General features: G+C 30.7%; 20 protein-coding genes. 19 read left to right on the top strand and 1 reads right to left on the bottom strand.

Annotated features, from left to right (window positions below):
• Positions 1-46 precede the first annotated feature (46 nt).
• Positions 47-460, top strand: a complete 414-nt coding sequence (locus ABD941_RS03970; RefSeq protein WP_345272745.1) for a hypothetical protein — start codon at positions 47-49, stop codon at positions 458-460.
• A 119-nt stretch (positions 461-579) separates the two neighbouring features.
• Complete coding sequence (locus ABD941_RS03965) at positions 580-1194, top strand: NAD(P)H-dependent oxidoreductase (RefSeq protein WP_345272744.1); 615 nt, start codon at positions 580-582, stop codon at positions 1192-1194.
• Positions 1195-1416: 222 nt separating this feature from the next.
• Here the strand turns inward: ABD941_RS03965 and ABD941_RS03960 are convergent, their stop codons facing one another.
• On the bottom strand, positions 1417-2163 hold the full coding sequence (locus ABD941_RS03960) for an SDR family NAD(P)-dependent oxidoreductase (protein WP_345272743.1): 747 nt from the start codon (positions 2161-2163) through the stop codon (positions 1417-1419).
• Between the two features lie 89 nt (positions 2164-2252).
• Here ABD941_RS03960 and ABD941_RS03955 point away from each other — a divergent pair, with 89 nt between their 5' ends.
• The 17 genes from ABD941_RS03955 to ABD941_RS03875 all read left to right on the top strand — a co-directional run bounded on the left by ABD941_RS03955 (position 2253) and on the right by ABD941_RS03875 (position 13012).
• Positions 2253-2579 (top strand): winged helix-turn-helix transcriptional regulator, encoded by a 327-nt coding sequence (locus tag ABD941_RS03955; RefSeq protein ID WP_345272742.1) that lies wholly within the window; start codon positions 2253-2255, stop codon positions 2577-2579.
• A gap of 138 nt (positions 2580-2717) precedes the next feature.
• Positions 2718-3284: a Crp/Fnr family transcriptional regulator gene (locus ABD941_RS03950; protein WP_345272741.1), complete on the top strand. Its 567-nt coding sequence runs from the start codon at positions 2718-2720 to the stop codon at positions 3282-3284.
• 112 nt (positions 3285-3396) lie between these two features.
• Positions 3397-3813: a DoxX family protein gene (locus tag ABD941_RS03945; RefSeq protein ID WP_345272740.1), complete on the top strand. Its 417-nt coding sequence runs from the start codon at positions 3397-3399 to the stop codon at positions 3811-3813.
• Between the two features lie 35 nt (positions 3814-3848).
• Complete coding sequence (locus tag ABD941_RS03940) at positions 3849-4694, top strand: hypothetical protein (protein WP_345272739.1); 846 nt, start codon at positions 3849-3851, stop codon at positions 4692-4694.
• A gap of 25 nt (positions 4695-4719) precedes the next feature.
• Positions 4720-4935 carry a tautomerase family protein gene (locus ABD941_RS03935; RefSeq protein WP_345272738.1) on the top strand — a complete coding sequence of 72 codons (216 nt, stop codon included), beginning with the start codon at positions 4720-4722 and terminating at the stop codon, positions 4933-4935.
• A gap of 237 nt (positions 4936-5172) precedes the next feature.
• Positions 5173-5532, top strand: coding sequence for a cupin domain-containing protein (locus tag ABD941_RS03930; protein ID WP_345272737.1), 360 nt, complete (start codon positions 5173-5175; stop codon positions 5530-5532).
• Positions 5533-5661: 129 nt separating this feature from the next.
• A complete protein-coding gene (locus ABD941_RS03925; protein WP_345272736.1) occupies positions 5662-6060 on the top strand; it encodes a GNAT family N-acetyltransferase in 399 nt (132 codons plus the stop codon).
• A gap of 1 nt (position 6061) precedes the next feature.
• Positions 6062-6631: a pyridoxine/pyridoxamine 5'-phosphate oxidase gene (locus ABD941_RS03920; protein WP_345272735.1), complete on the top strand. Its 570-nt coding sequence runs from the start codon at positions 6062-6064 to the stop codon at positions 6629-6631.
• A gap of 163 nt (positions 6632-6794) precedes the next feature.
• Entirely contained in the window at positions 6795-7283 is a 489-nt protein-coding gene (locus ABD941_RS03915; protein WP_345272734.1) for a GNAT family N-acetyltransferase, read from the top strand.
• Positions 7284-7501: 218 nt separating this feature from the next.
• Positions 7502-8068, top strand: coding sequence for a Crp/Fnr family transcriptional regulator (locus ABD941_RS03910; protein ID WP_345272733.1), 567 nt, complete (start codon positions 7502-7504; stop codon positions 8066-8068).
• Positions 8069-8155: 87 nt separating this feature from the next.
• Positions 8156-8608, top strand: coding sequence for a carboxymuconolactone decarboxylase family protein (locus ABD941_RS03905; protein ID WP_345272732.1), 453 nt, complete (start codon positions 8156-8158; stop codon positions 8606-8608).
• A 156-nt stretch (positions 8609-8764) separates the two neighbouring features.
• Positions 8765-9325 carry a Crp/Fnr family transcriptional regulator gene (locus tag ABD941_RS03900; RefSeq protein ID WP_345272731.1) on the top strand — a complete coding sequence of 187 codons (561 nt, stop codon included), beginning with the start codon at positions 8765-8767 and terminating at the stop codon, positions 9323-9325.
• Between the two features lie 75 nt (positions 9326-9400).
• Complete coding sequence (locus ABD941_RS03895; protein WP_345272730.1) at positions 9401-9853, top strand: nuclear transport factor 2 family protein; 453 nt, start codon at positions 9401-9403, stop codon at positions 9851-9853.
• Positions 9854-9865: 12 nt separating this feature from the next.
• Positions 9866-10456 carry a Crp/Fnr family transcriptional regulator gene (locus tag ABD941_RS03890; protein WP_345272729.1) on the top strand — a complete coding sequence of 197 codons (591 nt, stop codon included), beginning with the start codon at positions 9866-9868 and terminating at the stop codon, positions 10454-10456.
• Between the two features lie 67 nt (positions 10457-10523).
• A complete protein-coding gene (locus tag ABD941_RS03885; protein WP_345272728.1) occupies positions 10524-11387 on the top strand; it encodes an acyl-CoA thioester hydrolase/BAAT C-terminal domain-containing protein in 864 nt (287 codons plus the stop codon).
• A gap of 157 nt (positions 11388-11544) precedes the next feature.
• A complete protein-coding gene (locus ABD941_RS03880) occupies positions 11545-12114 on the top strand; it encodes a Crp/Fnr family transcriptional regulator (protein WP_345272727.1) in 570 nt (189 codons plus the stop codon).
• 10 nt (positions 12115-12124) lie between these two features.
• A complete protein-coding gene (locus ABD941_RS03875) occupies positions 12125-13012 on the top strand; it encodes a DMT family transporter (RefSeq protein WP_345272726.1) in 888 nt (295 codons plus the stop codon).
• Positions 13013-13053 lie beyond the last annotated feature (41 nt).

The raw sequence follows: 13053 nt of genomic DNA, 5'->3' as shown, positions 1-13053 counted from the left end.
AATACATCATATAAAATTAATTGTATAAATCTAAGAACAAATAGTAATGATAAAAAAATTAGCAATAACATTAAGTGTAATTCTATATGCCATTGTTGTTCCTTTTTTGGATATCAATGAAACGCATGTTTGGAATCCTGATTGGACGCCTCATGCTCGAATCCATGAAGTTTGGCAATTGATTACCAACTCAAGTATTGGACTATTCTGCTTGTGGTTAGTTTGGTATAAAAAAGAAGTCCAACTAAGCGCTTTATTAAGCCTCATAGTTATGGGAGGGTTTTTATTAGCATTTTTATTAAAAGATGGATATGGCGGCTCTATGAAATATTTAGATGGAAGTGAAAAGACTGTATTAGGAATTAATATTGGAATTTTAGGCTTTGGAATAGCATTCTTGTTTCTAGTATTATCGCAAATATTGACAAAAATAAAAAAGACTACAGACAGCGACGTATAAAATTAATTACTAGTACAAGCCTACTTACGAAAATCTTCACGGATTTTATATTCGGTTTGTATTTGCTAAATTAGTTGCTTAACCACACAAACGCAATACTAAAATAGAACAGCTCAATAATGAAAATTCAAATTGTTTATTGTCATCCGAGCCAAAAATCTTATACTCATGAAATACTTGAACAATTAAAATCAAGTCTCATAAAAGAAAATTTAAAATTCGAAGTTTCAGATTTATATATGATGAATTTTCAAACTGATATGAGCAAAGAAGAATATGATCGAGAAGGTTTTGTTAATTCGTATTTACCAATTCCAAACGATGAAAAGGAAGAGCATCGTAAAATAGAACAATCAGACTGTTTGATTTTTGTTTATCCAGTTTGGTGGAGTGATTGCCCAGCCAAATTGAAGGGTTGGTTTGATAGAGTCTATTCTGTTGGATATGCTTATGGTTATGATGAATCTAGAACTAATATTCAAAAAATGAAAACAATATTATACGGAATTGCACTTTGTACGACAGGACATCCAAATGAGTTTTTGGATGAAATCGGAATAGCAGAAAGTATGAGAAATGTAATGATCGATGACAGGCTTGGACAACGGTTTGACAAAAAGGAAATGATAATATTGGGAGGGACATCAGACAGAAAAAAAGTCGAGAATGAACATTTTGTAATAGTTAAAGATATTGCTAAACGGATAAAAAAGTACTGTGCCTTACGTGTATAGTTAATTGCTAGTTCTGCAGTGTGTGTGTACTCGGAAAATCCTGCGAATTTTCCTCTGGTTCGTTTTCTATTATTAACTTAGACCTAGCTAACACAACTAACCATACACGAACACGATAGATGTAAGATAATAAAAAAGCGCAAACCAAATGGCTTGCACTAGAATTGCTATTTTTTATATAATTTGTTGGAAACTGGGTTTTATTTCAAATTAAACACTTTTTTAATTTCTCCCAGCCATTACGCCTCCATCAGTATCCCAAATCGCACCAGTAACCCAAGATGCTTTTTCTGAAAGTAGGAACAGAATGCTGTTGGAAATATCAGTAGGCTCACCATTTCTACCAATTGGATGGAATTCATTAAAACCTTCTAATGCCTTTTCTGCTTCTTCTTTTCCTCCGAAAACTCCGTGATAAACAGGTGTGTTTACTACTGCTGGAGATACTGCATTAACTCTGATATTATCATCTGCTAATTCCATAGCTAAGTGTTGAGTCAAAGAATGTAAACCTGCTTTTTGCATGGAATAAGCAGAAGATGGTGTAGCTTTTACCGCTTGTTTTGCCCACATGGAGCCTACGTTAACGATAGACCCTCCATTTGTGTTTTTCATTTTTTTTGCTACACTTTGAGTGATGAAAAAGAAACCTCTGTTTAAGTCTAAATAGGAATTGTAATCATCAACTGTGTGTTCTAGAAATGGTTTTGGACCAAAAATACCAGACGCATTTACTAAATAATCTAAGTTATCTAATGATTCAATTATTGAAATCAATGATGCTACTTCATCTGTATTAGAGATATTTACTGAGTGCTTAATTAGATTATTAGTGTCGGCTACTTTGTCAACATTTCTACCTACAATATGTACTATTGCTCCATTTTGCAATAAAGCATTTGTAGTTGCGTTTCCAATACCACTTGTACCACCAATTACTAAAGCTACTTTTTTTTCGAATTCTTTCATATTAATTTTAATTGCTATATTATTTATAGTTGCAAAACTAAGTATAGTATTTTACCTTTGCAATAACGGCCGAAAAGGATAGTATAATTATGTATAAATATAAAGGAAAAGAATACCCGTGTTGTACAAGTTTAACAATGGGAATAATAGGAGGGAAATGGAAGACAGTAATCTTGTTTCATTTGTTAGAAGGAAAATTGCGGTACAACGAGTTAAGAAAAAAAATGCCAACTGTTACAGAAAGAACTTTAAGCCTACAGTTAAAAACATTAGAAAAGGATGGTATCATTAAAAGAAAGGTTTACACGTCTAAACCGCCTTTAAAAGTAGAATACTCTTTGACTGATTCTGGAAAAACGTTAATTCCTTTGATACAATCTATTGCAGATTGGGGTAATTATGTGGTTGAAAATTAGTCGAAGTAGTTTTTTAGCTTTAATTACTTGTTCTTGCTTACTCGGAAAATCAACCGATTTACCTAAGATTCGATTTACTTTTGTTACTTTAGTTGTCAAATAGCAACTAACAATACACAAACCGTTGCAAAAATTGAAATGACACATCATCCTCTAAAAAAACATATAGAAGAAATAATTAAACTTACAGACGAAGAGTTTGAATTCATCTTGAGCCATTTTGAAACTACAAATAAACGTAAACATCAATACTTGCTTCAAGATGGTGAAATTGCCGATAAAGAATATTGGATAGTGAAAGGTTGTCTAAAAAGCTATTTTTTTGACGAGAGTGGAAAAGAACATATTTTACAGTTCGGAATGGAAAATTGGTGGATAACTGACTATGAGTCTTTCGTAAAACAATCAAAATCTAAAATCAATATAGATTGCATTGAAGATTGCGAACTTCTTTACATAACATTTGAAAACAGAGAAAAGCTTACCAAGGAAATGCACAAAATGGAACGTTTTTGGGCAAAGAAAAGTAAATTTGGTAGAATAGCCCTTCAAAACAGAATTTTATCGTTATTAAAAAACTCTACAAAAGAGCGGTATGAATTGCTTCTAGAACAATATCCAAAACTTTTTCATAGAGTACCAAAAAAATTAATTGCGTCCTATTTAGGTGTCAGCAGAGAAACCTTAAGCCGATTATATTCGTAATACAAATTACTTCAGAACGTGATATTTATCACAAATTTTTAGTGACAATAGTCCTTTGGTCTATCTTATCATTTATTGACTTTTGTGTCAAAATTTTAAAAAATTAAATGATATGAACAAATTAGAAAAACTTGACAATAGAGAGACAGGATTACTTTTACAAAGATTAAGTATTGGTATACTTATTCTATTCCATGGAATTGCAAACATGAATTCCAATTACTCATTTATCAAAAGTTTGCTAAATGGTATGGGAGTACCAGAATTTATTGCATACTTGGGTTTTATAGGCGAAATAATTGCACCGATATTAATAATCATAGGCTTTAAAGCAAGATTGGCAAGTTTAGTTCTAGCTTTTTTTATGTTAACGGCAATTTTAATGGCGCATACTGCCGATATTTTTACATTAAATCAATTTGGTGGTTGGGGAATTGAGCTAGCAGGCTTATATCTATTTGGAGCGATTGTTATATTTTTATTAGGTGCAGGAAAGTATGCGGTATCTACTTCTTCAAAATGGGATTAAAAATCCATTGAGTAGTTTTTCATATTTTCTCAATAATGATTAATCGCATATTTGTTATTAGCTCGTTATTCATTTCTATAAATTGTAATGCACAAATTACTGATATAAAATTGTCTGATGATGTAAAGTTAGATAGAGTATATTTAGGTTTAGTTTCAAATACTAGTGTAAATACAACCGATTTTGAACGTGAAAATAATGTTTCGTTACAGGCAGGTTTAATGCTAACATATTCATTAAGCAAAAGGCTGAAATTACGTTCTTTTGGAGTTATAAAATATGAAAATGATGAACAGGCGCAAGCCTTTACTTCTTATGAAGTTATTTATGATATTTCCGATAACATTAATTGGCATTTTGGCGCAGTGTCAACCCCAACAACAGAATTAAGACCAAATCCAACCACTTGGAAAAGTCAAACAGAGACGAACGCACAATCCAAAATAATTGGAGGAAGAATAGGAACAAAAGTCAATTTTGAATTAAGTCCAAATCTTAAAATCTTATATGGCTTTTTTAATCATAATGGTATTTGGGCAAATCATCTAAAACTTAATTATAAATTTATCAAAATAGCCGGATTTATAGAAAAGAATACAACCTTTTTAGTATTAGACATAAATACTAAAAGAATTAATTCTACAATAACTTTTGAACCGAATTATCAATTTTCAAAATCCATTTTCATTAATTTTAATCGAGGATTTAGTTTTCTATTAGAATCTGAATACTCTATGATTAAAGAAAAAATAAACTACGGAAATATTGGATTGAGAAAATATTTTTTAAGTTCAAATAAAAGATTAAAAGGTTTTTTATCTATTGGTTATAATCCTATTGGTACTAATCAAGTAACTGGCAGTTTTGCCATCCATATTTAATTATTCATTACAACAAACAATAAACATGCCTTACATTAACATAAGAGTTGCAAACACGAATTTAACAAATGAACATAAAAAACTATTAATTGATGGAGCTACGCAATTACTAGTTAGTGTTTTAAATAGAAAACCTGAAACAACCCACACAGTAATAGATGAAATACCAATTGAAAATTGGGAATTTAATAGGAAACAGTCTTTGGGGAATAAAAATAAGCTTATTTATATTCAACATTAAAGAAATGTATAACATTTCATCAGAAAGTAAATGAATATGTATTGAACCGAAATAAGGTAATTAAGGAACGCTAAATGAGTAACTGTTGGAAACAATGTTTATAAAACATAGCTGTTTTGGAATTTCACAAAGGTTTTTCTTGTCTATAAAGCCAGCTAAATTTTAATCCAAAAAGTAGTACCTTTTTAAACGCTACGTTTCATGCACCAGACTTAGCCAATTTGAAAAAAAAAGAATATGGAATCAATAAAAATAAAAGACAAACTTGAGTTAATAAATGACTTGTGGAAACCAAAAGTTATAGCCGAACTAAATGGACAACAGGTCAAAATTTCCAAAGTTAAAGGAGAATTTGTTTGGCATGATCATAAAGATGAAGACGAACTTTTCTATATCTTAAAAGGAAAAATGATAATGGAATTCAGGGATAGAAAGGTGGAAGTAAATGAAGGAGAAATGATAGTTGTTCCCAAAGGTGTTGAACATAGACCTATTGCAGAAGAAGAAGTCTGGATGATGCTTTTTGAGCCTCAAAACATAAAACACACAGGAGATGTGAAATCTGAATTAACAATGGACAATTACGAAAAAATATAAACTGGCTACAACAGAGTGTATAATTAATCATCTAATTTGCTACAACTGAAAATCCTGCGGATTCTAAGTCGCACAAATCATACACAACACGTTACCTGCAAGCTGAAAAAAATCTTACTACGATTAAAAATGAAAATACACTATAAACTTGATATAACGCCAACAGCAGAACAAATTATTGAACTTTACGAAAATTCAGGATTGCCAAGACCTACAAATGATAAAGAAAGAATAGAAAAAATGTTTCAGAGCTCTAATCTAATTATTACAGCTTGGGATGACAAAGTTTTGGTAGGTGTTTCACGAAATATTACTGATTGGGTTTGGAGTTGCTATCTTGCTGACCTTGCCGTAAGACATGATTACAAAAAGTTCGGAATAGGAAGAAAATTAATTGAATTAACCAAAGAAAAAGTTGGTGAACAATCTATGGTTCTTTTACTTTCAGTACCCACAGCAATGGAATACTATCCAAAAGTAGGTTTCACGAAACAGGAAAGTAGTTTTATCATTAACCGAAAAAAATAAAATGGAACCAATAGAAATTTTTAAGAGGTGGTTTAATGAAGAATTGAAACTGTCAAAAGCACGAATTCCGACAGCAGTTTGTTTATCTACTGTTGGTATAGATAATTTTCCAAACGCAAGATTCGTTTCATTTAAAGAAATATTTGACAATTCTTTTATTATTACTGGTCCGCTAAATTCAAGAAAGGGAATTGAAATTGAAAACAATGATAAAGTTGCACTGACTTTTTGGTGGACAGAAACAGAAAGACAAATCAGAATTCAAGGAGTAGCAACTAAAATTTCTGAAGGACTTGCGGAGAAATATTTTAAAGAACGTAACGTGAATTCCCAAGCAGTATCTTCAATTTGTGAACAAGGAAATGAAATTGACAATGTCGAACAACTGGAAAAGAGAGTTTTGGAAAAAGTTTTGGAAAAGTCTAAAATCACAAGACCCCAAAACTGGAGTGGATTTTCAATAAAGCCCACACGAATTGAATTTATGGAATTCAAAAAGACAAGGTTTCACGATAGAAAACTGTACGAAATTGTAAAAGGGGAGTGGAACATTAAACAAATACAACCATAAAAGCCAGCAAGTAACAACATATATAATTCATTGATAGTACAAGCTTACTTACAAAAATCCTCGCGAATTTTCTATTTGGTTTGTATTAGCTAAATTAGGTGCTTAAAACACGCAACAAACAATATACAAACACGTTGGCAACAAGCTAAAAAAACTACACCAATTGAAATTAGAACATACATCAAAATCCGATTTGACCAAAATTCTTGAAATGGAAAGGAATTTTGAAAATGTTGAATTCATTGCACCATACGATTTGGACAGACACAAAAAAGTTATCCAAAAAAAAGACGAAGAACATTTATCGATTTTTGATGAAAACTCTAGATTAATCGGTTTTGTCATTTTAGCTGGACTGACCAACATAAACAAATCGATTGAATTCAAACGGATTGTGGTATCGGAAAAAAGTAAAGGATTTGGAAGCAAAGCAATAGAGTTAATAAAGGAAAAGTGTTTTCAGGACTATTATTGTAATAGATTATGGCTAGATGTCTTTGACTTTAACCAAAGGGCAATCTATGTTTATGAAAAACTGGGATTTCACAAAGAAGGTGTTTTGCGAGAATGTATAAAAAAGAGTAATGGTTATAAAAACCTCGTGGTAATGTCAATTCTAAAAAGGGAATACGATGAACGGACAGCGGACTAAAATAATACATTAAAAAAAATATAAATATGTGTCAGGAAGTAAATTGAGTACAAAAGACAGTTGCCAACATTGTATAAAAATAATGCTTAAATTTAATCCTAAATCAAAAGGTTAGGGCGCATTTGGTCACTCTGATTTTCCTACTGAAAATCCTCGGGCACAAAACTGCACTATTCTTATACTTAACCATTGGCAACAATAAGTCACATGAAAATTTAATGAAAGAGCAAATCAAAAAATATTTCTGTCGATATGTTGATTTTAGTGACATCGAAATAGATGAGATTTACTCTAAATTAATATCAAAGACAATTCAAAAGAAAGATTACATTCTTCGTGAAGGTCAAATATGTAAAAGCAATTATTTCATAATAAATGGGTTAGTTCGCTCTTTTTATATCGACGACAAAGGGAATGAAAAAATAACTCAATTTGCTCTAGAAAATTGGTGGGTAACAAATATGGAAAGTTTTATTAAAAAAAACCCTTCTCTTTCATCTATTCAAGCGCTTGAAAAAACTGAAATATTAATAATTAGCAAAGAGGAATTAGAAAAACTCTACATTTCTATTCCTAAACTAGAAAGACTGTTCAGAATTGTCACTGAAAATATGCTCATCGCTAATCAACGAAAAAATGACGTCTATTTTCAGATGAACAGTAAAGATAGGTATACTAGTCTAATTAATCACTTTCCGAATTTTATCCAACGCGTTCCTCAATACATGATAGCCTCATATTTAGAAATCACACCTGAATATTTAAGTGAATTGAAGAAAAACTAAATGTATTTCACTTCTTAAGATATCTTAATTTTTATAAGACAGACACATAGTAATTTTGCTTCATAAATTAATTAAAGCATAATAATCATGGAACGAATTACATATCAAGAGATCCCAAACGGAATGTTTGAAAACTTAAGAACTATTGAAGACTCAATTATCAATTCAACATTAGATAGAAAATTGATAGAAATGATAAGATTAAGAACAGCTCAAAGGAATAGCTGTGCCTATTGTGTGGATATGCATCATAAAGAACTAAAGAATTTGGGCGAATCTGATCTACGACTATCATCTTTATGTGTTTGGGAAGAAACACCTTACTTTTCAGATAGAGAAAGGGCAACACTATATTTTACAGATGCGGTTACCAAATTGGAACGCAAACGAATACCAGATAATATATATAATCCATTATTAAGTTTCTTTTCCAAAGAAGAAATATGTTTTTTAACATTGGCAATATCTCAAAGTAATACTTGGAATCGATTAATGAAAGTTTTCGAATTTACACCAGGGAATTATAAAGTAAGTGATTAATTACGGTAGCCAAAACTTGTATAATTAATAGCAGTTCTAGCGCAAGCCAATTGGTTTGCGCTTTTTTATTATCTTTCATCCATCGTAAAAGTATAGTTGTTAAACCTCTTACTTTTATAGATACGCGACCGTTGGCAATAATTAAAAAAGTTACGCTTGAAAAAATTCCTATCAGATATATATAAAGTAAATGATAAAATTCTAGATGAATATATATCATATTGGGCTGAATACTCAATACCAAAAAAAACTATAATGACTGAATCTGGAAAAACTGAACGTTATATATATTTTGTAGAAGAAGGCATTCAAAAATCATACTATTTAAATGAAGGAAAAGAACATATAATGTTTTTTGCTTATAACCCATCATTTAGTGGTGTTATGGAATCTTTTCTAACTCAAACACCTTCAAGATATTACTTAGAAACAATTACTGATAGTAAATTATTACGGATATCTTATAAAAAACATAGTGAACTAATACAAAAAAATAGAGAACTCGAAACTCTTTTTAGAAAAATTACAGAACAATTTTTGTTGGGTATTATAGAGAGACATCATCACTTAATGGCTTTCAATACTGAAACTCGTTTCAAAGAATTCACAAAGAGAAGTCCACACTTACTAAATATGATTCTTCAGAAAGATATTGCTTCATATTTACGAATTGACCCAACTAATTTCAGCAAGTTAATCAACACAATCAAGCTTTGAAATTCTTGGTTTTTACCAAGAATTAAAACGTTTATAATTCTGAATTTTGTCTCATCATCAATTTAAAATAAAATTATGAGATTAATTAAACGCGCACTTTTAATAGGAATCATAATATTCTCTATTAACACCTATGCGCAAAAAAAGGAAAGAAATAATATGACAAATCAAGAAATTGTAACAAAGTTTTTAAACGGGTTTAATGACTCAACACAAATTAAAAAATCTTTGGATTTATTAGCTGACGATTACAAATTTAAGAACCCTATGGTTGCGTTAAATTCTAAAGCAGAATTTATAAAATTGGCTCAAGAAATTGGAGCCGTAATAACTAGAATAAATATTATTAACATATCTGAAAATGGCAATTGGGTAGCTACATTCTATGAATTCAAATCATCTATTCCTGGGTTAAAATCAAACATAGCTTCTGAATGGTTTAAGGTTGAAAATGGAATTATAAAAGAATCTCATTTGATTTACGATACTTCTGAATGGAGAAAATTTTATGCACAAATGAAAGAATAAAAACTATTGCCTATGAGCTATAAAAGCAACATCGAAACAACAGAAAATATATTCACCCATTTTGAAAAATTCATAAGTCTTTCAGAAAATTTGAAGTTTGAACTTTCAAAACGAATAAAGCCTGTAGTATTTCAAAAAGGAGAACTCGTTTTAAACGCAAACAATATCTCTAAAAAAAGCTATTTCATTAACAAGGGTATTCTACGAACCTATTTTATTAAAAATGGAAAAGAAATCAGCGAATATTTTTCAGAAACAGGTGAATGGGTCAACTCACCCAAAAGCTTTATGCAAGGAGAAAAAGATAATTACTACATTGATGCGATTGAATATACAGAAGCATATTTCATAAACGTAAACGACCTTGTATATCTTTTTGACAATTTTCCTGAAATGGAGCGTTACGCTCGTTTATCAATGGGAACTGTTTTTGGACATTTTATGGAACGTATAACCTCTATAAGATTTACATCTGCCAAAGAAAGATATAATCATTTTCAAAAAAACTATTCTAATATTTATCATCGAATTCCTTTGGGTATGGTTGCTTCATATTTAGGAATAACTCAAGAGACGTTAAGTAGAATAAGGGCTGAAAAGTAATTATTTGATATATGTCAAATTTTTTCTTATTCGAACTTGTTACTTTTGCTAAATCACGTAATCTATTATGAAAAAAAGAGCAAAAAGAATTTTACTAATAATTTCCATGATTTTTATAGCAGGAATTATCTACATTTTTACTTATGTACCATCACTTCCAAAAGAAAGCGGAGTTGTTGAAACCTTATTATATTTAGGTGATTCTGACAATCAACCATTGATTGTAGCTTTTGGTGGTGCAGAGGGTGCAATTGATTGGCACCGGAATCATATGAAAGGTAAAAGAGATAGTCTTATTCAAAAAGGCTATGCGATTTTAGCAATCGGGTATTTCAATGCAGACGGAACACCGAGAAGTCTCGACAGAATTTCATTAGATGCAATTTCTGATACTATAATGAATATCGCTAAAAAAAATAAAATTGATGAATCAAAAATAGCTCTAATAGGAGGTTCTAAAGGTGGCGAATTAATTCTAAATTTAGCAAGCAGATACAATCAATACAAAGCAGTTATTGCCTTATCTACATCAAATGTAAGCTTCCCAGCAATTACCTGGTCTTCAAACACATCTTCTTGGACTTACAAAGGCAATGAAGTACCTTATGTACCCGCGCCATTAAAAACAATATCACCAGCACTAAAAGGAGATATATACACTGCATTTAGTATGATGCTTGAAGATAAAGAAGCAGTCAAAAAAGCAGAAATTCATGTAGAAAACATAAATGGACCTATTTTGATTCTGTCAGGTAAAAATGATGACCAATGGCCTGCAACATCTATGTCAAACCAAATAATCGAAAGGTTGAAAAATAAAAAATTCAAACACTTTAACGAACATATAATATTGGACGGAGGACATATAGAACCAATGATACATTTTGATTTAGTATATGACTTTTTAGAAAGACATTTACCTGTGGAGTAAAAGCTGAATAGTTACCTTCTTTGAATAGGAAAAGGCTTTTTCAACACTAGAGACAAATAAAAAACTTAGCAATTTAAAAGGTTGTCATAAAACAATAATGGGTTGAATAACACTTCTTATCTTCGTGCTATGAATTCAACAAGTTAAGAAATTAAAAGTGTATCAAGAATTAGAGCAATATATCAAAAGTCACGGAAAGATAGGGCAAAAAGAACTTCAAGAAATAACTGCTTGTTTTAAACCTTTAAAAACAACCCGAAATGAAATGTTATGTAATATTGGTCAAGTATGTAAACATTTCTATTTTATCAAAAAAGGGTGTTTAAGACTCTATGAAATAGATAATAAAGGCAATGAAATTACCGGATACTTTGCTTTAGAGAATTTCATCATGTCTGCAAACACCAGTTTTATTCTTCAAAAGCCATCAAGAGATTGTCTGGTCTCGTTTGAACCTTCAGAATTACTGATTATTTATAGAGATGATTTTTACAAATTAGTTGATACTGTGCCGCAATTTGCAAATGTATATCATCAATTTATGGAATTTGCTTTTATTCATTCACAAATGAGAATTTATAGTTTTTTAGGAATGGAAGGGATGGATAAACTCAAATGGGTTATGGAACATGAACCAAAATTACTATCTCGTATATCAAGTAAAGCGGTGGCATCGTATTTAGGAATGACTAATTCTACGTTGAGTAAATTACGAGCAAAATTGTAGTCTGTTGTTTATGAAGGCGACATTCTATTTAATCATTGCCACTGTATTTTTAGGATTAAACTTCCATTTAGCCAAGATAATATTAAAAGAAGTTAATTTTATTGAAGCTGGATTCTGGCGTTTTTTATTTGGAGTTGTGACATTGATGATTTTGGGTGCCAAAAAACTCCCCACATTTAATATAATTCGAAAAAACCTAAAAGGTATTTCGCTTACAGGATTTATTGGTCTTTTCGGGTTTAATTTATTTTTCTTTCTAGGATTACTAAATACCTCAGCAGTAAACGCAGCACTTATCGTGAGTTTAAATCCCGCACTTACACTACTTTTCTCTTTTAAAATATTAAAGACCCCAATCAATAAAATTCAAATAACAGGTATTATCATTGCGTTCTTTGGAGTATGTTATTTAATCTTAAAAGGAAATGTAACCAACTTTAGTAACATCCAATTTAATTATGGGGATATTCTCATATTAATAGCCAATGTATTTTTTGCGCTGCATCATGTTTGGGTAAAAAAATATAACACAGCAATATCGAGTTTAAATTTTACACTTTTAACAAGTTTATGCTGTCTAATAGGTTTCTTCATCTTATTACCCTTTAGCGGAATGGAAATCATTACAACACATACAAGTGATTTTTGGATGGCTGTGTTTGGTATTGGATGTTTAGGTACAGCACTAGCTTATTTTTTATGGCAAAAAGGAGTTCAAATTGCAGGTGCCGATAAAGCAGGGATTTATATGAATATTGTCCCATTATCTGCAGCACTATTTGCTATTCTTTTCAGCGAACAGCTACACAGCTATCATTTAATAGGTGGTTTGTGTATTGTTATTGGGGTGTTGATTAGTAAAAGTAGTTCTTCAAAATTTTTCAAGACATTGTCATAAGACAACTTTTAAGCTTTCTATTCATGCAACATTTGCAGCGT

It is taken from the genome of Flaviramulus aquimarinus, assembly GCF_039543205.1.
GTDB lineage: Bacteria > Bacteroidota > Bacteroidia > Flavobacteriales > Flavobacteriaceae > Flaviramulus_B > Flaviramulus_B aquimarinus.
Note: the sequence above shows the minus strand (reverse complement) of the source record. Positions and strands in the feature narration are given on the sequence as shown.